This window comes from Paenibacillus sp. GD4, from assembly GCF_030846225.1.
Taxonomy (GTDB): Bacteria; Bacillota; Bacilli; order Paenibacillales; family NBRC-103111; genus Paenibacillus_G; species Paenibacillus_G silviterrae.
Map to the genome: position 1 here is coordinate 795,522 of NZ_JAVCYK010000002.1, position 20,745 is coordinate 816,266.

Sequence of the window (20,745 nt, forward strand, 5' to 3'; positions counted from 1 at the left end):
GCCGCCCGAATGGGCAGCCCTTCCGCCTTCTCCTCTATGCTATTTCTTTTCAGCCTGGACGGCTTTGTCGATCTCCTCGTCGAGCTCCCTAAGCGCCGAGTTCACATCCTGCGAGCCCTTCAGCAGCTCGTCGAATTTCTTGGTAGTCAGAGGCTCGGCGATTTCCCTGTATAAGTAGGTCGGGTATTTCACCGGTTTGCTTTTGACAATACCGCCTACGTTCTTGCCGCTCAAGGAAGGGTCGTTCTGCCCGAACACCTTCTGAACGGCATCGCTGGTTAACGGGGAGATGCGGCCGGCCTTGGACACGTTCATCTGCACCTCATCCGAGGTCAGCACCTCCATAACTTGAAGCACCTGATCCATATGCTTCGTTGTCGGAACCGCTCCTACCATATAGACCGTCGAATTCCCATAAATATTCGGTCTATCCTTGTAATACGGATGCTGGACAACGTCCCAGTTGAATCCTTCTTTCTCCGCTTCCTTAAGCCGGGAGAACAGGTTCGTTTCATTCAGCATCGCAATCGAACGATCCTTAATAAAACCGTTGACCCTGTTCTTATTCGCGTCCTTCGACGGCTCGTTACCGGGAATGGAGTAAATTTGCTTCCCGAGCTCGAACACGCGCTTCCAGCCTTCGCTGGACATCATCGGCTTCTCCGTTTTGCGGTCGATATACTCCAAACCGAGAGGCTGGGCCATTCTGACGATGCTGCCTAAATCCCATCCGCGGTACTGGATGCCGTTGTCAAGCCGCGTCAGCTTCTTGGCAAGCTCCAAGGCATCCTCCATGGTCATGCCGTCCTTCGGGTACGGGACTCCGAATTTATCAAAGATATCCTTATTGTAGTACAGCGCATGAAATCCGGTTTCGATCGGGAGACCATACAATTCCCCTTTTTCGGTTGCGGCGTATTGAATATCGTCCAGATAGTTTTGGCCGAATCGGCTCAGGTCCACTTTATGCTGCTGAAAAAGCGGCTTCATATCCATGGTAAGTCCGCGCTCTTTCAACCCCGGCATATTCCCGTTAAACGAGAGGTAGAGGTCGGGCAGCTCGCCCGATGCAATGATCTGATCGTAAATCTTAAACGTGTTGGCGCTAACCAGCTCGAGCGTAATATGGGGGTACTTCTTGGTGACCGGTTCAATATACAGCCGTGTAAATTCGTCGTTAATGGGAAGGTGAACGGCAAACTTAAGTGTAACAGGCTGTGTGTTTACTTTCTGTTCCACTGCCGTCGGCGTGCCTTCGTTTCCGCTTCCACATCCTGCTGCCATTATCATCATAGAAATTGCCAACAACGCTGTCCGAGTTTTCAACGACTATCCACCCTTTCTATGCAAGCGCTTACGATTTCATATTACACAGCAATTTTTTTCTTGAACATACAGCAATCATTCATGTAGAATATACTTTATTTCATATAAGGAGCCAAACTATGGATGCGCCTGCTTTGTGGGATCAGACTCTGCTAATGGTTTCTCATGCTTACTTCGAACGGAAAGAAAAGTTTGAAATGAATGCGGACTCGTATCCCGTTTGGGTACTGTTTGCCGTTGAAACGGGCAAATTCCGGTTCCGGATCGGAGCGGAGAGGGGGGAAGCAGGTCCCGGGGAACTAATTTACTGTCCGCCGGGGTTGACGTTTTATCGCGAGATGGTGTCTCCGCTAGGGCTTCATTACATCGGCTTCGAATTTGCAGGCAGTCCGTTGCCCGAGCCGCAGCCGCCGTCCGTCCTCTCCCTTCCGGCGGACGGCAAGCGGCTGGCGTCGAACTTCGCTTATTTGCGAAAGCTTCATCTCGCAGTTGATCCGCGCAGCGCCCTGCGCAAGCAAATGATCCTTAATGATATATGGCAGCTGAGCTGCGAGGTGTGGGAAGGAGAGCACCGGCAGGATGAGCTGTCACGCCTCGCGGATTCGGAGGATGCTCTGATGAACCGGGCGGCGGAATGGCTGTACCGGCATGCTCATAGTCCTTTCGGCATGAGCGAGCTGTCCCATATGCTCGGACTTAGCCCCGTGCAGTTTACTCGCCGTTTCCGCAAATCGTTCCGCATGACCCCGTCGGACTTCGTCCGGTCGCTGCGCATCCGCAAAGCAGCCGGTCTGCTGCTGGATACCGACTTGACGCTGAATCAAATCGCTTCCCGCTGCGGCTTTGAGAACGGCTTCTATTTAAGCCGCGTATTTGCTCAATCCATGGGCATGAGCCCGTCGAAATACCGCGAGCTTAACCGCGTTTAACGGCATTTCCGGATGTTTCGGGCAAGTGCTTCACGCAATCATATAGCAAATAATCCCACTTCCCGTCTTTTAGCGCAATCGTCGTTACGGAAGTATTGCGCAGCTCGTCGCCGGTGCTCTCGTCCTGCATCAGCTCCTTCAGGGTTTGACCCAGAAAATAGCCGTGCGTGACGACGAGCACCTTCTTGCCGGCATACCGCGATGCGATATCCTGGACAAAGCTCTTACCGCGGGCGCGCATGGACTCATGAGTTTCCTGGCCCATATCCAGGTCTCTCCAGTTCTCCCCCCACCGCTCGATCCGTTCCGATTCGATGGTGTCGGCGATTTTGCCTCTATCCATTTCCCGAAGGCGTTCATCGAAGAAATCGACAGGCCGGCCGAGTGCAGCCGATATGATTTCCGCCGTCTCCCGGGCCCTTCTAAGGTCGCTGGAAATAAACACGTCCCAGCCTTCCTCGGAAAGCCGCTTCGCAACTAAGGACGCTTGTGCCCTCCCCGTTTCATTCAGCGGATTTTGCGTATGGCCCTGGGCTCTTCTCTGAATGTTATGATCGGTAATGCCGTGTCTCACGAAAGTAATGGTAGTCAAGGCCATCGTATATCTTCTCCTTCTTGAATGCTTACACCGCTGCACTTGCGGCGGCAATAATGGATGTTACCGATACCGTCTCCCCTTTTTGCGGATAATAAACATTCACGCCTCTGGTGTCTTGCGACTCCGGATAACGGCTGTGCAGCGTAATGACCGCTTGGGGCGAGATTCGCTCGATCATGTCGGAGATCGCCTCGGGGTGAGCGTGACCCCCGTTGGATAACGAATGGCCGGTGATGCCGTATGACTTAAGAAATCGCGCTACGTCGGCATGATCGAGCTTTACACTGTAATCCGATTGAATGAAATGGGAACGGTCTTGCCTATCGCCGAGCGCCTCCAATTCGATCATATGGGCAAGATCGGGGAATTTAAAGAAATACACATATTCCTCTTTCCGTTCGGCCATTTCCTCCAAAGAGACCGTCTCATACGGGAGCTCCCGGTCCTCCGTCACGGTTGCGTCGACGATACGGATCGGCACTTCCAGAGCCGGGTGGTCCCGCAAAATTCGTATGCCTTCACGGTTCGCGGTATGCCAGATGATCGCTTGTGATGCTTCCATGGCGACCTTTCTCCCTCGCTCCGTCGCGATGGCGATCATGTTGGCCATTCGCTCCAGGTCGCGTGGCGACATCTGCAGATACACAAGTCCGTCCGCACCGCCTACGATTTCCGAGTAACGGTCCAGCAGCTCATCCTCCGTCATCTGGCGGGAAGGCGCTTTGACCGGATCGGAGGGAAGCCGTGTTCCTTCGGTTATCAGCAGATCGACCCGGCTCTCACGGCATAGATCAATGAACCGGTCAATTCGCTCCGGATGTTTGCCTTGACGGCGCCAATCTCCCGTATAAGCGATTTTATAGGTGCCGTCGTTAAGAATGATGCCCGCCGCCCCCGTCGCATTATGGTCCATCTCGACGATTTGCATCGTAAATTCCCCGAAATCGATGACGCTCAAATCATCACACGCCGTGATCTTGGCCTTCGTATCAGCACAATGGCCGCCGGCCACCATTCCCCGGAATAACGAATAAGCGTCATGGTTCATATAAACCGGCATATCCGGGTGGACAAACGGAAGCACCGCCATATGATCCGTATGCATATGTCCGATAAACAAACGGACCTGCTCATATTGCGGGAACTCGCAGTCCCCCCACGCCCGCCGCACCTTGGTGAAATCAAGTCCCTTCAGCTGCCCGGGGTCGTACAGCTCCGGCAGCGGCGCAGTCATTCCGCCGAGCAAATACTGGCGCAGCTCGCGCCCCGGCGTGGCGGCTACCGGCTCATAAAGCGTCAGCTGTTTAGGAAACAGCAGGCTGCTGTGCTCCACACCGAAATCGAACAATACGGCCTGCTTCCCTTTGCCGAAAAGCACCTGAACGCCTCCGGATTTGGCGACGCCGCCAAAAAAAGTCAACTGTCCTTCCTGCAAGATTACCGCCTCCTAAAGTTATACTAACGAAAGTATGGCACCGTACTCGCGTAATTTGTGTCTTATTGTTTGGACATCCACATCTTCGGGGGCAATACGGTTCTGTGCAGCCAAGGCGGCACCGATTCCTACGCCTTCGCCAACCGCCATACAAGTCGGCATGACCCGTGAAGAGCCGAACACCACCGGATCGACACTGATGCAGCGTCCGCTTAGCATCAGCCGTTTCACATCCTTGGCAATCGTCGCCCCGTAGGTGATCCCGTAAGGACCCGCCAGCGACCGGATCAGGGTGGAATCCCCCGAGCCGCTGTGAATATCGATGATGTACGATCCGAGCGCTATCGTATCCTCCGGAATGACACCGTTGACAGCCGCTTCCTCGCGGATCATCTGCTTGCCGATAATGCGCCGTGTTTCACGAATCCCCAAGAACGGCGCAATGGAGGACAAGTAAATCTGTTCAAAGCCGGGGATATGTTCTTTTAGCATAGTAATGAGCGGGATGATTTGCAGGTTGGATTCGATCTCGCCTCTGCTCAGCTCTTCAAGCTTAGTGCCGTCGAAGTTCAGGATGCGAATGCAATTTAATGCAATGTACCCTTCCCTTGGCAGGTTAATATAAATAATCGTATCACGGTCGATCGGGCACTTTCCTTCTTTCCGCAGCCTCGAAATCGTGTTTTTTAATCCCACGAACACATGGTTTTCGCTGGCCCGCAAAAACTCGGCCGTATATCCGGGACGAATTTTCATAGAGGATCCGTGCTTTAGTTCTTCCGGATGATCCTGCAGGAAATCCATAAATCGCTCCAGATCGAAGCCCCCCACGGTAAACATAAGCGTAGGCGGCTGTGTTTCTCCATTCGCGTACTGCCCTTTTTCGTACTCTGCTCCGGCCATATAGGCAACATCGCCGTCACCCGTCGCATCCACAAACACATCGGCGAAGATTTCGATTTCCTTGCCTTTTCCTTTTACAATAACGGATCTTAGTTCTCCGTCTTCCACATTCGTCCCGATAATTTCACAGTGTAATAAAGGCTTTACACCATACTGCTTGATTTTTTCAAAAACGACGATTTTCATTAAATTGGGGTCTATTACCGTCGTTGAGTTATGTAACGGGCATTCTCTATGCCCGAAGGAGCCCCCGAGCTCGATCAAACGATCCACCATCTCTTGAGGCAGCCCGCCTGTGACCTGACGTCCTTGAGCATCCAGGAATGCCAGCAAAGGCAGACCGATGGTCATATTGCCGCCTAGAAAGCCTTGACGATCCACCAGGATGGTCTCCGCCCCTTCACGCGCAGCGGCTATTGCAGCCCCCACCCCTCCGGCGCCGCCGCCCAGCACCAGAACCTGCGTTTTGATTACTTGTCTTATTGAACGGTTTTCCATACTGCACCTTCTCCCTTTTCATGTCACGGAACGTTCCGTTTCCAGCACAATTTCATTATAGTAAGGGGATCTGAGGCTGAACATGCAGTATTCATTCATGAGGGATGCATTTTGTTTCACTTCAAAAGCTCCTAAGGTGTACAAGACATTGTGAGAAGCTTTATACTTTACTTTAGCATAGATAACCTTTCTGAAGGTTAAGGAGGATAGGGAATGAGCCCCAGAGTTGAACAAGCCTTGAAGATCGCTTTACAGAACTGGAGCTCCATGGCTCGGGCGGATCACGAGGATTCGGAAACGGCAGCGAACGCATTTGAAGCATCCTTTTATCGTTTCATCGACGCCGTACGGGAATGGGTTTCCGGTTTAGAGCCGCCTCCTGAAACGATTGAAGCCTTCTTGGAGCTGCCCATGGTGCAAGAGATGATTGACCTTCTTCCAGCGCCGCTCTATCTAAACTTCGAAACCGAGGCCGAGCTCATTGTACACAATCAGCTTCGAGTCGAAGAGGATAAGTACGATTAACGGATCCCTGTGCGACAAAGGCAGCCCATCGGCTGCCTTTGTGTATGAAACGCCTTGTTATCCGCTGAGTGGTTCACCGTAGAACACATGAAAATGAAGATGCTTGGAGTCTTGGTACCTCCCCAAATTTGTCAGCACCCTGCATGCCCCATACTCGGTCTGCACTTGTGATGCTACCTTTTTGACCACATCCATCAGCTCCAGTAATAGCTCATTGTCTTCCGGTTCCAGTGTTAGTAGAGAAGAAATATGCTTCTTTGGAATCGTAACGATGTGAACAGGATAATACGGACGAGTGTGATGATAGGCAAGAACGTTAGGCGTCTCCATTACCTTCTGTACCGATGTACGACCGCTTAATACCTCATCGCAATAAAAATCCTCCGTCAAATAGATCCCTCCGCTCATTTGGTTAATCCCTCTAAACCATCTTAACTCATAATTACAATGGATCCATTAGGTTTAGTCAATATGTACGAATCAGCAGCAAATCATGCCGGCTTTGTGCTTAAGCTCCCCGCATTGTGCTAAAGAACAGCTTGCGAGCCGGATTGCGAGGAAACTTCGAGGCGCACTCTGTAAAGTTTCACAACAGCACAAATCGAGCTTTGGCAGTGCAAATCTGCTTGCGAATTCTGCCCATTAAGATGATTTCTGCAGCTAGAATAAAAAGTGGACACATCGTTAAGTGAAGTTAGATAATTAACTTAGCAAAGAACAATGAGGTGTCCACCATGGGAAATCAACGGCAGCGTTACAATGAAGAATTTAAAAAGCAGACAGTCAAATACGTACAAGAACAGACCAAGACGGTGCCGGAAATCGCGGCGGAGCTGAACATTCCGGCAGGAACAATCCACAACTGGATGTCTCAGTACCGTTCATTTGAAAATGAGCCGCTAGCCAACCCGGAAAAGCTTCGTCAAATGAAAGAAGAATTGGCAGCAAAAGAACGCGAAGCCAAGAAAAAAGATCAGGAGATAGCCGATCTCCAAGAGGAGCTGGCCATTTTAAAAAAGGCTCTGCACATCTTCAGCAAAGAAAAGAACTAAGGTTCCAGTTCATTGAAGATCACCGCTCCGAATTTCGAATGGAGAAGATGTGCAAAGTGCTGCAGGTATCCAGGAGCGGGTTTTACAAGTGGCAAACGGCTACAGCAAGTGAGCGAGAGAAACGGAAGACGATGGTGATGGAGCGGATTTCCTACCATTTTCACGACTCTTATGGAAGATATGGCAGTCCCAAGATCACCCGTTTACTATGGGCTGAACAGTTTAAGATTTCAGAGCGCACAGTCAGTCTCTACATGAAGGAGCTAGGGCTGCGTTCGTGCGTTTCTCGTAAATTTAAGGTACAGACAACCGACTCTAACCATGATCTGCCTATTGCTCCAAACATCCTGAATCAGGAATTTGATGTGAAAAAGCCAGAGAAGGTCTGGGTAGCAGACATTACCTACATCCCTTGCCGAGAGGGCCGATTGTACCTTGCCAGCATCTTAGACTTATGCACGCGTGAGATCGTCGGCTGGCGCCTTTACGATCGAATGACCACAGACTTAGTTGTAGACACGTTACAAGCCGCCTATGAGGCCAAGAAACCTCGGAAAGGGCTCATCCATCACTCAGACCGCGGTTCACAGTATGCCTCAGATGAATACCGTAAGAAATTGAAGGCTTACTCAATGAAAGCCAGCATGAGCCGAAAAGGGAACTGCTATGACAACGCTTGTATCGAGTCATTTCACAGCATATTAAAGAAGGAGCTTATTTACCGCACCAAGTTTAAAACGAAGCAGCAGGCTTATGAAGCCATTTTTCAATATATTGAGTTCTTCTACAACCGTAAGCGAATCCACAGTGCAATCGGCTATGTATCGCCGGTTAAATTTGCTGCGCGTTTTAAGAAGCCTGCTTAAGCGTTCACTTAACGGAGTGTCTACTTTCTTGACAGAGGTCCATTCATAACGTTACAAGGAGCATTACCGGCCCGATATAAGTGCCAGACGCCTATAACGCGATTTTTTCATCTTAAGGTGGCAGATGAACACATATTTGGAACAATAAGGTGATTTCATAACGTTACAGGGAGCGTTACCGGGCCGTGTTAAGCACCAGACTCATTGTAACGCGATTTTTTCATCTTACAGTGGCAGATGAACACATATTTGGAACAATAAGGTAATTTCATAACGTTACAGGGAGCATTACCGTGCCGTATTAAGCGCCAGACGCCCTGTAACGCCATCTATCTGCACAGGTAACCAATTTCGAGCTGTGCATTTAATTCGAGATCAACAAAAGCCCGTTTTTTTGCGCCTTCGTGTTGCCTATGCCATTGGGTAACCTTAACTTCGGGAATGTGGGGAGGTACTCCTGCTTTTGTATACCGAATAACCTTATTCCACAAGGGCTTTCTAATTATGAAATAACTTCAACAGCACAAATCGAGCTAAAGCAGCTCTATTTTGCTTATGATTTCTGCCCATTTGCATAATTCTATGTAGGCTGGTATAAGTACAGGTTGAACGTTATAGCTCCGGCTGTGGACAATGCCTAAACAAACTAAAAGAGACTGCCTCTAAGGCCCGAAGGCCGAAGGCAATCTCCTTCTCTCACAAACGCTCCAAAATCAACTGCTTAAAGCTCATCAGTGTCTCGCCCGGAATCGAAACCGCACGCAGCTTCAGCTCGTATTCACCGGCCTGCCCGATATCGACACTCCCCAGCTCCACAGGAGCAAACTCCTGCAGGCCTCCTGTTGCGGCCGCATGGCCAACCAGACGCTGCACAGACCCGTCACCGACGAAACCGGCACCTGCCAGTGCTACGGACAGCTCGAACGAGCCTGCTCCCCCACAGGAATCTGCCGCAATTACAGCTGTAACCCGGTAACGGCCCGGTCCGTTCGCGCGTACTCGCCAACGGGCCTCGTCGTCGAGACTGTTCCACGCCACCAGATTATCCCGGCCCTTCTTCCCCGTATCGTAGCGCAAGGTAGAACCTCCGATGTCGGCATCAAAGGCGCCGAGTATGTTCGGGTATTCCTCCTCGTACAACAGCGGCAGCGGGTTCGTCTCGCAATCGGATGCAAGCTCCAAGGCAATGACGGGAATGACCGCGGCGAACGGCTGCGAAGGAACAGCAAGCACGATGTCGTCCGTTCCCGCCCGCTCTATGGCAAGCGGAAGGCGCTCAGGGTCAGCGAGGGCATACGCCTGCTTTACAGTACTTCTTATACCGGGCACGAGCAGTCTTCCGTTCTTCGGCCAATCGAACACATGCAAATATAAGGTCCGCCCTTTCCGCGTACAACGACCCCACGGGGGCTTGCCAATCGGACTGCGGGTCGTGCCATATACGGCCTCTCCGTTCGTATGCATCCAGTCCCCAATGGTCTTCAGCAGCTCTACCGACTTCGGATCGAAGGCTCCGTCTCCTGTCGGACCGACGTTGATGACGAAGTTCCCGTTCAAGCTGAGCACATCGAGCATCTGCCGGAGTACGGCCTCCGACGTCTTCCAATTGTTATCCGCCGCCTTATATCCCCAGGAATCATTAAGAGTTGCGATTGACTCCCAATCCTGGCGAGGAACGCGCACATGCGGCTGATTGTCCGACGTATTGCCGTAATCGCCGTAGGGCTCCATATAGACACGTCGGTTCACAAGACAATCGGGCTGTGCCTTCCTAACCTCTTCCACGAACGCAGCCCCCTGCTCCTCCGTAAGCTTATGGCCGCAGTCAAACCACACCAGACCTATCTGTCCATAATTTTCCAGAAGCTCACGCACCTGAGGCTGGGCGAACGTTCGAAGGTAGCGCTCATAGCGCGACCGCTTATCTTCATCGCCGATCCACGCCGAGACCTCGTCGTAAGCGCCGATATTGCCCGGGTAATCCCAGGTGTTGCCTTGCGAATCCGGATGATGCCAATCCATCGAATGCGAGTAATAGATACAAAGCTTCACGTCCTCTTCGCGGCAGGCATCCGCCAGCTCTTTCAGCGGGTCGCGTCCGAACGGCGTACGCTTTACAATGTTGTAGTCCGACACGCTGGAGTCATACATCGCGAAACCCTCGTGGTGCTTAGCGGTGAAGATCAGGTACCTCAAACCTGCCATCTTAGCTAGCCGCACCCACTGCTTGGCATCGAATTGCTTCGCCTGAAAATCGTCTGCAATTCGCTCATATTCATGAATGGGAATTTGCGCCCGCAGCATGAGATGCTCGGCATAGGAGGCCTTTACCTCCTCCCCTTTCCATATGCCGCCCGGCAACGAATAAAGTCCCCAGTGGATGAACAGGCCGACTCTCGCCTCCCGCCACCAAGCCATCCGGGCGTCATGTGACGCATCTGCGTCAGTTGCTTGGCTCCCCGGCCTCTCCGAGCCGGCGTTATCCATTAAATCCTCTTGCTCCGTCACTTTGACTCCCTCCGATTCTATGGAAATGGAACGGGCTCCGATTTAGGCATGAACATCGTTAGCTTCGTTCCTTTGTCGACCTCGCTCTCGATCTTTAAGCCGTACTGTTCGCCGAACACCATCTGAATGCGCCGATGAACGTTAACGATCCCGATACCGCCGTATCGGGCCGCACCGCCTTCCTTATCGATCAGACGGTTGGTACCCAACTTCTCTCGCAGCTCTTGCAGCTTCTCTGCGCTGATGCCCGCACCGTTATCCTCCACACTGACCCAGAATAAGTTCTCCTGCTCCCCGGCATCAATCCGAATGAAGTGATAGTCTTCTACCCCTTCGGGAAAGGCATGCTGAAACGCATTTTCCACAAGCGGCTGTAAGGTCAGCCGGACCATGTTATGCAGCAAATAGTCCGGGTGTACAGCAACGTCGATTTCGAATTCCCGCCCGATCCGGTGCTGCAGCACCACCAGGTAATGCAGCACATGCTTAAGCTCGTTCGCCACCGTAATTTCCTCCAGATTCGTTTGAACGGAATAGCGCAGCATGTAAGCCAGCGCCTTCACAATCTCGGTAATCTCCTTCGAATCGCGGATTACGGCGTAGCAAACAATCGTTTCGAGCGTGTTATATAGAAAATGCGGATTGATCTGCAGCTGCAGGGACTGCAGCTCAGCCTTCTGCCGCTCCATGCGGCTCTCCTGATCACGCAGCTCCGCCTGATAAACCTTCTCAACCATCTCTGAGAGCCGGTTAACCATCAAATTATAACGGCTCATGAGCTCCACGATCTCATCGCGGTATTCCGGGAGAGGAATGGTCGCCCAGTTTCCCTTCTCCGTTTGACGCATAACACCCTTTAGTGCACGTATCGGCCCTGTAATCGATCGGCCGAAACGGATGGCAAGCCATAAGGCGAGCGCCAAAGTAAAGCAGCCGACTACCAGTGTGGTTGAACGGATCGTCGCGGACGGCTTATGCAGTTCCTCCAATGACATCGAGACCACCAGCCGCCAATTGCCGTAGCTCGAGCGTCGGCTCATGAACATCTGCTCCTTGCCGTTGACATTGGCGCTGAACGCCTGCGGACCGGAGGCCAGTACATGCTCCCGAATCGAATCAGGTACAGCCTGTCCGATCAGGGTATTGTCCGGATGATGCACAAACTTGCCCTCCTCATCGACGATGAAGAAATACCCGGTCTCTCCAAGATCGATTCCCTTCCACAGCTCGGATAACTCAGCCGCACGCAGCTCAATAGCCAGAATGCCCCCCGGATCAGTCGAAGCAAGTCCCCTTATACGGCGGACAAGCGTGAGCATCGAATTGTTCTGCCCCGGCAGGATGCTATGATTCAAAACACTCAGACTGCCGTTCTGGTTCGTGTTTCGCTTATAAAATTCCAGCTGCCGCTTGACCTCCTCCTTGCTGAACGATTCGCCTGAAATGCCGTTATAGAAATACATCGCATTCCCGTTGAAGCTCAGGAGGAAAATATCCGCGACCTCCGGATTGCGGATAAAGAGCGGCTCGATGCCGAGCTCCCGAATGTATTTACGCAATTCATAATAGGGGTACCCGTTCTCTCCCGGCGCCAAATCAATGAACCGCTTAACGTCATTGCTGTTCAGCAGCGACACCATCGACCGCTCATAGTTGCGTATATACAGATCCGTGTGATGGACGGCATTCCCCACCACCTGCGAGAGCTGGTTCTGCACCAGCTGATCCAGCTCACCGGACGAAGCCCTGTAGGAAAACACTCCGACGCCCGTAAGCGAAATCAGAATTACGATCAGGTACGAAATAAACAGCTTCTGAGACAGATTCAGATTCCTCATCATCGGATCCCAAGCGAAGCGCGGTATTCCGACGGAGAAACACCGAACAGCTTCTTAAATGTCTTCGTAAAATGCGGGTAGTCGTCGTAACCGACCTCGGCCGCTACATCTACGGTCCTCATATGGGGTACGGCAAGCAGCTCGCACGCCTTTTCCATCCGCTTATGAATGCGGTAGCTGACGAAGGTTTGGTTGGTCAGCTTCTTGAACAAAGCGCTGAAATATGTCGGCGTGATGCCGACCATATCCGCCACTTCCTTCAGGGTGATCTCCACGGATAAATGAGAGTCGATATAAGCCTTCGCCTCCTCCACCGGATCCTTGAAGTTGCCGCGGCGGGCGGCGAGCAGCTCGTCCATCACTGCCTGCAGCCGGTCCTCGAACTCCCGGAACAGCTCAGGCTTGGTTCGGGCTTGGAAGGCTTCGAGCAAGCCGCTGGGAATTGGGCGGTTTTTCTCCTGAAAATGCTTCTGCAGCAAGCCCAGCACGTCGTGCATCAAATCGTTCAGCTGCAGAGCCGGCAGGTGCGCGCAGCTCTCTCTCCATTCCGCAATAAGCCGGGCCGTCTCATCGGCCTGAAGAGACCACACACTCTGTTCGATCCGTTCCACCCAATCCACGTAGCGGGAGACGGGAATGTAGCTTTGCGACTGGCTTTTCAGGATCTGGTCGAATACCTCATGCAAGTCAGGCGGCGTGATCGGCTTTAGCAGGTAATGCTTCACCCCGTATGACAAGCACTTCTGTGCATATTCAAAATCACCGTAGCCGGACACAACAACCATGAGAATATGCGGATAGGCGTCATATACCCTCCGGCAAAGCTCCAGGCCGTCCATCTTGGGCATTCGGATATCGGTCACAATCAAATCAGGCTCTGAGCGTACGATCATTTGGAGCGCTTCGTCCCCGTTCTTGGCGGTTTCGATAGACTGAAACCTGTGTGTATAGTCTTGCGCCATCTTCATCAAGCCGCTGCGAATAATCGGTTCATCATCTGCGATTAATAGTCTCATGTCTCCAACCTCCACCTCTGCAGGATCTCTTTAGAAAATGACGAGTCTTTTCATAGATCTTACTATGGGTCGAAGGATTGGACAATGACTAAACGCAGGTAACGAATTCAGCCATCGTACCCCATTCTCTTTACAGCGTTCCAGCAGTACAGCCGCCGCCGTCGCCCCCCTTCATCTTACTGCCGTGCCGGCAGGCGAGCCATTGGGAAAATTGCAGCTCTCTTGTGTTTTTTTACGATGGTCGCAGCAGGTCAGGTCATCTACTCGGAATCACCCGAGTCAGCTTCTCCCCACCCCGAGATCTGACTTGCCGATCGGTCTATGCCGGTACATACAAGCGCCTCTGTCCCAAGCCGCTCCTCCAGCTGACGGGCGTAGAGGCTGAGCGGCTCGACATGCCGGCCGAAGCTTTCCCAATAGCCCTCCTCCCGGGGACGCGGGTCGAACGAATTCGGAAGGAACGGCGGAGCTTGAACGCCTACGTGGCCAATCGCGTAATTTTGCCCGGTCGGGGGCCGCTGCACCGTCAGTTGGCCTACCGTATTCCAGGCGACATACTGCGCGCCCGACCACCCGTGGCCGCTGCCCATCCAGCCGCGGTCGCGGATATTAATCGGTGCCCTAACCCGGTCATACAAGCCGCCGACCGACCACCGGTGATGCGGCTCGCTGGTGTTATAATCGTGTCTGGATTCACAGTCCACGAATGCATTAGGGCCGGGAACCATGCTGTCGACCACGAAGGCATGCCTCGCCGTCTCCACGTCACAGCGCTGCACTAGCGTCAGTTGACCGGCAAGGTGAAATGCATACCGCCGCCCTCCGGTAATGATGCTGACCATCTCGCGTACCGTGCAATCTTGAATCGTTACCCACTTGGCCGAGCGCTCGACGGTGACCAGCGAGTGCTCCAGATGAAAGCCCGTAACGTCGCGAACCCAAGCGTTCTTGACATGGTTCAGAACGGCAAAGTTGACAGCATGCTCCTCATCCGCGGCATACAGCATATCGCCCGGCTTCCCGTCAATCTGGGTATCGGTGACATGAGGATCATAATCCGACTCAACGCGCAAATTTTCCACACCAACGTTCTCTATGCGCTGCGGATCCTCATAGCGGACAAGAGTTCCTCCTCCGTAGCATTGCTCCAAGGCATTCGCGATCGGGGCATCCAGCGTGATCAGATTTCCGCTTATCCCGGTGACGATCCTGTCGAAAGCCAGGTCAAACGGTTTCCACTGTTTCGTGCCTCCTACCTTGGGACGGGGGACGATATCGTCCATGCCGATCGCGTGAATCCACGCTTCGTTACCATGCCGGACCAGCATGACGGGGTCACCGATGCGGTACGCATCCGGCTTTTCTACATGGAAAGACTTGGCCCCTGAAGGCACGTATATATCGGTGATCCTTACCGCCGTCTCAGGCAGCAGCCTGGGACCCGCCTCGCCTTCGATCCGCAGCATATCCCTGCGGCCGGCACCGGACGCATGAAGAATTGTACCGTCCTCGCCTTGACCTTCTCCGCGCAGCACGACGCCGCTCTTGCCAATACGGAGCGTCCCGGACAGCAGATAACGTCCCCGCTTCAACAGCACGGCTCCCCGAACGCCATCGGGCCCAACCGGTAGAGAGGAGACCCGTTCGATGGCCTCCTGAATCATGCCTGTCGCATCTCCGTTTCCTGGCTCCACAACGGCACGTACGGACGCCTCCGGCAGCCGGACGCCTCCGCCTTTATAACCGCAATGTGAAAAATCGGCGATTCGATTGCCCTTGTAATCGGGCACGTAGATCATGGCTCCATCCGCGCCGGCATAGGCGATACGGCCTCGGCCAGACGGTTCGCCATCTTTTACTGCTGTAAAAGCAAATGCGTCATATGCATGGGAAGCCCCGTCCTCGGAAGCAAGATGGAGAGTCAGCTCATACAGTCCTTCCTCCCTGCAGCTACCATGCAGCGAAATCACCCGTTCTTCCCCTGCCGTCAGCTCCACCTGCGGAAGCTCAAGCGTTTCCAGCTTGGTGCCGGGAAGCCGAAGCTTGAGGGTGCAACGCAAAGATACGGCTGCCCGGACCCGCAGCACAGGATAAGGGTCGCCCAGCTTCAGAAGGGCCGGTATGCCGACAGACAAGCTCATGGTCGGATGCTCCATGCTGATTTCGGCCAATGGCCTCGGTTGATGCCGATTATCAATAGTCATTCGATTCGTCCTCCCCTGCTTCTTCGTTAGTTCTCAATTGGGCAGAAGAATCAACCGTTCACCGATTGCCGTGCCGAAGGTCAGCCGATCTCCACTCAAGCTCTCGGCAGCCCTACCGTTTCGATAAACGGTTACCTCTTCGCCAGGCCAAGGATTGTGCAGCGTGCATGGACGCCCGCCTTCACTGTCCAATGCCACATAGCTCACACGGCCCTCGATGATTTCGCTGCTCACAACGAAAGCCCCGACCGCACGCAGCTTGCGGAATCGGGCCGATCGGCCCGCGGGCCATACCGGGAACAGCCGCAGCGTCCTGTCATAGCTTTGCAGCAGCATCTCCTGTAAACACACGGGTACGGCTGACGCATCCTCGATCCCTCCGCCCCCATGATGAATCGACAGGTTGGGCAGCGACTTGGTCTCACACTCGATGCGCAGCCGCTCGAGGATCACCTCCGGATCATATCCAACCCGGGCCGCTGCCGCGTAATACGTCGGAAACGCGTTAAAATCGCTCCAGCGCTGCATCTCATCGACCGTGTCCCGGGCAACGGCAAGTATTCCCGGATCACTCCCCAAGCCGATCTGACCGGCCGGAAATACATGCTGAACCGCGAGCGAATTGCGATCCCTCCAGTCCGTTCCCTCCTCGGTCAGGCGGAAGACAGTCCTGCCGCTGCGGGTCATCGTAGGATAAGCGCTGAGATGCTCAAGCATATGGCGCCATTTCTCCCGGCGATCGGCGTCAAGTCCCAGCTCCTGTCCGAGCTCCAGCGTCGCGGTTAAGATCATGCGGACGAAGCCCAGCGACAGAATGGGATTTTTCCGGTCATGCGACCTCTCATGAATATCATCATCGTAGATGACATACCGGCCGTCCTCGAAGACGAGATAATCCTCCCAGAAGCTTGCGACCTCTAGCAAATAGGGATAGACTCTACGGGCATAGTTCATATCGCCGGTATAGTCGATGTGCATCAGCAGATTCACGGCTGCGAATGCTGCGTTGGACTTTTGCCCGTGAAAGAACATAGAGCAGATCATACCTTCCGGCCCCAGCTCTACCGGCATATAGATCCCGCGACACTGCAGCTTCTCACGGGCAAACAGCCGTCCCCATGGCAGGAAATCGAGCAGAGGCTCGCAGTAGGATTCGGCCAGCCGCGTTCGATTGCCCGCATAGAGCCCCCAGTAGGGTGCCTCATAGTTGTAATTCATCGTATAGGAGCCGGTCCAGGCCGGTCGGTCTGTCGTAACCCAGTTGCCGAAGAGGCCCGGCTGATGCTTCCCGCTACGGGTACAGCAGCCGATAATATAGAACGAGCCGTAATAATATTTCTCAAGCAGCGGATCGCCGATCTCAATCTCAGACGCTTCCCAGAAGCTCCGCCACCAACGCCGATGCTCCGCTTGGTGTCGGGCCAGCGCTTCATCACCGCCGGGCCGGATCATGCAGCTCTTCACTAATTGCTTAGCGGCAGCGAAAGGATCGGCTTGATCCCGGTTGCTGATAATAGCCGTGATCACCGTTAACCGCTGCCCTTCTGCGAGGCTCGCCACAGCCTCCACATTCTGAAACCGCCATTCATGTCGAACCGATGCCCCAATCACCGCGGTGATGACCGCTACGCGCCTAGTCTGAGGCAGATTGGCGGAGTTGGCGGCATAGTGAAACCACATCAGATCCGCCTCCGCACCGTTCTCATAATTGAACACTTCGTCAGTCGTTTGTTCTCCCGCATGCAGTCTTACTTTAACCTCGCCCAGATCGCCCTTCAGACAGACCACCTCGGTAACCAGCAGATTGGTCTCGGCCGCTACCCAGGATCGCAAGCTGACCTCCGCCCGCTCCCCCGTGAAATGGCCGCGAACCTCAGCATGAAGCGGATCCTGCTCCTGGTAGTACGCCGCCCCGGCCAATCCGGGCATAAACAGCGTAACCTGACCGACGGTAATAATACGTGCCCCTGTCCTCCTTCCATGGTCGTTCAGCAGCCGCTGCTGCCGCTGTTCCCCGGTTTCCCCTACATGAGGCTGTACCCAGAAGTCGTTCTTTCCAATGTAGAAGGTTTGCTGTTCCGGTCCTCCGCCTATAGCAACTCCGACATCGCCATTGCCGAGCAGCGGGGCATCAGTCCATTTGTCCGTAGGAATTCGCACTGGCGGCTCTGTGAAAACCCCCTTGCGTCCAGACCATCGCTCCTCTTGAATCGTAATGGAAAGTTCCCTCTCGATACCCCGAATTCGATCCTTCCTTTCCTTCGTGTCCATGTCGCGCCCTCCTTCACTTTTTTGTGATCATCCTGCCCACTGGAGTCTGTTGATACGAATAAAAGGGAAAAGTATTTGTTGGCCCGCATGCGGGAACAAATACTTTTCGAGAAATTAATTTCGATTATTAGAAACAATCACATTTGTTTTTTTCTTATATCGTTCCGTAGCTTCCTTCACGATTTCGTTTCCGCCTTTGCTCTTATATTCCTCGATCACCTTCGGCCAGTCGGAGACGGCTTCCTTGCCGTAGATGATCTTGATCATATGGTCGATGATCAACTTCGGCCCTACATCGTCGCCCTGCGGCGCCAAATCCGGGAATTTCGAGAACGATTCGAGAGCCGGCACGAAACGAACGGAGCCTAGCCCCTCCTTCGATACGACCGTATCCATATACTGCATCATGTCACGGCCGTCCTGCGTCAGCTCTTCCCTCGACTTGTTATAGACCATGTCGTGGATGAACCAGAACATGCTGCGGAAGCCGTCGTCGTCAATCGCTTCCGGGGCGGTCGGCGGCGTGAACTTCACCTTGCCGTTCTCCATTGTATACGTTTCACCCTCAATTCCGAAGGAGAAGTATTTCTCCGCTTCCGGCGTTGTCATCCAATCAAAAAACTTGATGATCTGAATCGCCTTCTCCTTCGGTACCTTGCTGTTAATGTAGTAAGAGGTGTTGATGCTCGAGTACAGCAGGTGTCCGCCGCGGCCTTCCGGTCCCCGTGGGGAAGGAATGATTTCGATCTTGCCGTCAGGCAGCACGTTCTTCAGCTTGCTGCGGTAGTTGGACAGCCCTTGCGCGTTGGCCGACCACATGCCGGCCTTGCCGGATTCGATATTTTTGCCATAATCGGTTGAGCTGATCGAAGCAAAATCCTTCGGAATCAGACCCTCATCGAACATGGTCTTGAACGTCTGCAGCGCTTTCATCATATTGTCCGCGTCATAAAACTTAGGTACCACCTGATCTCCCTGCACTTCGAATTGCGACGGCAGCACGTCGTAAGCTCCAAGAATCGTATCGGCATACTTGAAATTCTCGCGCATTTGGTAAGGGTGCTCCACGCCCAGCTTCTTCATTGCTCTCATCACATTCAGGAAATCATCCACCGTTTTCGGAGCAGGCAGCCCCGTCTTGGCCAGAAGGTCGGCACGCACGAACAACGCGCGTCGCGACGGGTTGGACAGCCAGGACGGAATGCCATAGATCTTGCCGTTAAAGCTTGTCTCCTGCCAGGCTTCCTTAGGCACAAGCTTCATAATGTTCGGCGCATGTTCCTTGAGAAGCTCGTCCAGCGGCATGAATACCCCGGCTTCAACGGAACCCGACATGCCCTTCGTAGTAGCACCGCCGACATTTTGTACGACGTCCGGAATTTCATTGGATGCGAACATCAACGACATCTTCTGATCGAAATCCTTCAGAGGAATCATGCGGATATCGAGATCCGTCTTTGTCAGCTCCTCGAGCTTCTTCACCCATTTCTCCTGATTCACATCCGCGCTCTTCTCGGCAACCTTGTTGCCGCTTGTCGCCATCGAAAGTGAGAATTTCAGCTTTTCATCACCCTTCGTCCCATTCCCTGCCTTCTGGCCGCTGTCCGTACCGCCGCATCCGGCTACCGTACCGACGGCTAAAGCACAGACCATCGTTAACCCAAGCATTTTCTTCATGATTCGATTCGCCCCATTTTTCAAATTTAGTTTACGACTGGAGTTGCTTACCCACATCTTACCCTCCTAGGCATCCGGCCGGAATGTATTTTTTTATGGTCGTGCTGTGTTTTGTTCTAGAAAAAATAGATAGGTAAGAGTCCATTTTGCACGGACGACCGCGGAAATTGCCGAGCAATGGAGCTTGGCAAAATCAAGCATTATGTCCGTAAGGCGGGAGCCTGTTTAGCTTTGTACATTGTATTTGTGCCAATATACAACGTTCCCCCAAGTATCTATAAAAATCAATAATATTTCTGCGTAGATACAACATTCAGAGCCATTTGCCTCATTATCAGCCGTTGCTCCCTCTCAACGCTGCCTAATCTCACAAATCTCGTTCTGATCTTCATTTGGGATCATATGTGTCTGCTCTAAAGCAGCATTATTTCCGATGCCCAAATGAAACAGAGGGTATCCCGGTGGGAATGCTCATCCACTTCATACCATGAAAAGGCCATCCCCGAGTGACTTGCTCGAAGGATGGCCTCCTATCCTAGCGCTGACTATTTCCAAGCAGCTTCATCATAGCATTAATCATGCCAATGTGGACTCCCTCATGGTAGACGCTGTAAATCAACAGCTCCCCTATCGTGTTCATAGACATGCCGTTTCTTTTAAACGGCTTCCTCAGCCTCTCATCCATTCTATTTCCTAGGCAATGAACGATATGGTCTGTCTGTGATTGCAACAACGACACAATGTCCACAAACGGCGGAGGGGCATCGTCCCAAGAGATCGGACTGCTGTGCTGGCCAAAGTATCTCATATAATCGTCCGGCAATTGAGGTTCTACGTTGCCGAAATGAATCGCAAGCTGTTCCTGCACGATTAATATATGCCCTAAATTCCAAAAGATAGAGTTATTATACCCTCCTGGAATGATATACAGCTGAGTTTCAGGCACATCGGCTGCGGTACCTAATGTTATAGACCGGACAACATGTAATTGATGTAAAATAGAATCCTTCATGGTTCTCCCTTCCTTTCCTCAGTCCATCCTGCCGAATCGAATCAGACTTATGTAGTAAGGGTAGTTTGATTTCATTGGAATTTCAAG

At 52.9% G+C, this 20,745-nt stretch carries 16 protein-coding genes; 4 read left to right on the forward strand and 12 right to left on the reverse strand.

Annotated elements, in window-relative coordinates:
* Positions 1-39: 39 nt before the first annotated feature.
* Positions 40-1,284 carry an ABC transporter substrate-binding protein gene (locus tag RAC89_RS26445; RefSeq protein WP_306616722.1) on the reverse strand — a complete coding sequence of 415 codons (1,245 nt, stop codon included), beginning with the start codon at positions 1,282-1,284 and terminating at the stop codon, positions 40-42.
* Between the two features lie 161 nt (positions 1,285-1,445).
* On the opposite strand from RAC89_RS26445, the gene RAC89_RS26450 reads away from it, so the two are divergent.
* On the forward strand, positions 1,446-2,255 hold the full coding sequence (locus RAC89_RS26450; RefSeq protein WP_306616723.1) for an AraC family transcriptional regulator: 810 nt from the start codon (positions 1,446-1,448) through the stop codon (positions 2,253-2,255).
* Here the strand turns inward: RAC89_RS26450 and RAC89_RS26455 are convergent.
* The 3 genes from RAC89_RS26455 to RAC89_RS26465 are packed head-to-tail and all read right to left on the reverse strand — an operon-like array spanning position 2,242 to position 5,689.
* Positions 2,242-2,853 (reverse strand): histidine phosphatase family protein, encoded by a 612-nt coding sequence (locus RAC89_RS26455; protein WP_306616724.1) that lies wholly within the window; start codon positions 2,851-2,853, stop codon positions 2,242-2,244. The genes RAC89_RS26450 and RAC89_RS26455 overlap by 14 nt on opposite strands.
* Positions 2,854-2,878: 25 nt before the next feature.
* Positions 2,879-4,288 carry an MBL fold metallo-hydrolase gene (locus RAC89_RS26460; RefSeq protein ID WP_306616725.1) on the reverse strand — a complete coding sequence of 470 codons (1,410 nt, stop codon included), beginning with the start codon at positions 4,286-4,288 and terminating at the stop codon, positions 2,879-2,881.
* Between the two features lie 18 nt (positions 4,289-4,306).
* Positions 4,307-5,689, reverse strand: coding sequence for an FAD-dependent oxidoreductase (locus tag RAC89_RS26465; protein WP_306616726.1), 1,383 nt, complete (start codon positions 5,687-5,689; stop codon positions 4,307-4,309).
* Between the two features lie 213 nt (positions 5,690-5,902).
* Between RAC89_RS26465 and RAC89_RS26470 the strand changes: the two genes are divergently transcribed.
* Positions 5,903-6,214 (forward strand): hypothetical protein, encoded by a 312-nt coding sequence (locus tag RAC89_RS26470; protein WP_306616727.1) that lies wholly within the window; start codon positions 5,903-5,905, stop codon positions 6,212-6,214.
* Between the two features lie 57 nt (positions 6,215-6,271).
* Here RAC89_RS26470 and RAC89_RS26475 read toward each other — a convergent pair whose 3' ends face one another.
* The gene (locus RAC89_RS26475) at positions 6,272-6,622 is read right to left on the reverse strand and encodes an HIT family protein (protein WP_306616728.1); all 351 of its coding nucleotides are present in this window, start codon (positions 6,620-6,622) and stop codon (positions 6,272-6,274) included.
* Between the two features lie 326 nt (positions 6,623-6,948).
* Between RAC89_RS26475 and RAC89_RS26480 the strand changes: the two genes are divergently transcribed.
* Both RAC89_RS26480 and RAC89_RS26485 read left to right on the forward strand, forming a co-directional pair.
* Complete coding sequence (locus RAC89_RS26480) at positions 6,949-7,266, forward strand: transposase (RefSeq protein ID WP_306612350.1); 318 nt, start codon at positions 6,949-6,951, stop codon at positions 7,264-7,266.
* Positions 7,267-7,277: 11 nt separating this feature from the next.
* Positions 7,278-8,132 (forward strand): IS3 family transposase, encoded by an 855-nt coding sequence (locus RAC89_RS26485; RefSeq protein WP_306617806.1) that lies wholly within the window; start codon positions 7,278-7,280, stop codon positions 8,130-8,132.
* A 696-nt stretch (positions 8,133-8,828) separates the two neighbouring features.
* Here the strand turns inward: RAC89_RS26485 and RAC89_RS26490 are convergent.
* The 7 genes from RAC89_RS26490 to RAC89_RS26520 form a co-directional block, all read right to left on the reverse strand.
* On the reverse strand, positions 8,829-10,640 hold the full coding sequence (locus tag RAC89_RS26490) for an alpha-L-fucosidase (protein WP_306616729.1): 1,812 nt from the start codon (positions 10,638-10,640) through the stop codon (positions 8,829-8,831).
* A gap of 17 nt (positions 10,641-10,657) precedes the next feature.
* On the reverse strand, positions 10,658-12,481 hold the full coding sequence (locus RAC89_RS26495; RefSeq protein ID WP_306616730.1) for a cache domain-containing sensor histidine kinase: 1,824 nt from the start codon (positions 12,479-12,481) through the stop codon (positions 10,658-10,660).
* The gene (locus RAC89_RS26500) at positions 12,478-13,494 is read right to left on the reverse strand and encodes a response regulator (RefSeq protein ID WP_306616731.1); all 1,017 of its coding nucleotides are present in this window, start codon (positions 13,492-13,494) and stop codon (positions 12,478-12,480) included. Before RAC89_RS26500 ends, RAC89_RS26495 begins: the two co-directional genes overlap by 4 nt.
* Positions 13,495-13,754: 260 nt before the next feature.
* Complete coding sequence (locus tag RAC89_RS26505) at positions 13,755-15,698, reverse strand: pectate lyase family protein (protein ID WP_306616732.1); 1,944 nt, start codon at positions 15,696-15,698, stop codon at positions 13,755-13,757.
* Between the two features lie 33 nt (positions 15,699-15,731).
* The gene (locus RAC89_RS26510) at positions 15,732-17,969 is read right to left on the reverse strand and encodes a glycosyl hydrolase family 95 catalytic domain-containing protein (RefSeq protein WP_306616733.1); all 2,238 of its coding nucleotides are present in this window, start codon (positions 17,967-17,969) and stop codon (positions 15,732-15,734) included.
* Between the two features lie 114 nt (positions 17,970-18,083).
* Positions 18,084-19,646: an extracellular solute-binding protein gene (locus tag RAC89_RS26515; RefSeq protein ID WP_306617807.1), complete on the reverse strand. Its 1,563-nt coding sequence runs from the start codon at positions 19,644-19,646 to the stop codon at positions 18,084-18,086.
* A gap of 535 nt (positions 19,647-20,181) precedes the next feature.
* Positions 20,182-20,658: a DinB family protein gene (locus RAC89_RS26520; RefSeq protein WP_306616734.1), complete on the reverse strand. Its 477-nt coding sequence runs from the start codon at positions 20,656-20,658 to the stop codon at positions 20,182-20,184.
* Positions 20,659-20,745: the final 87 nt, after the last annotated feature.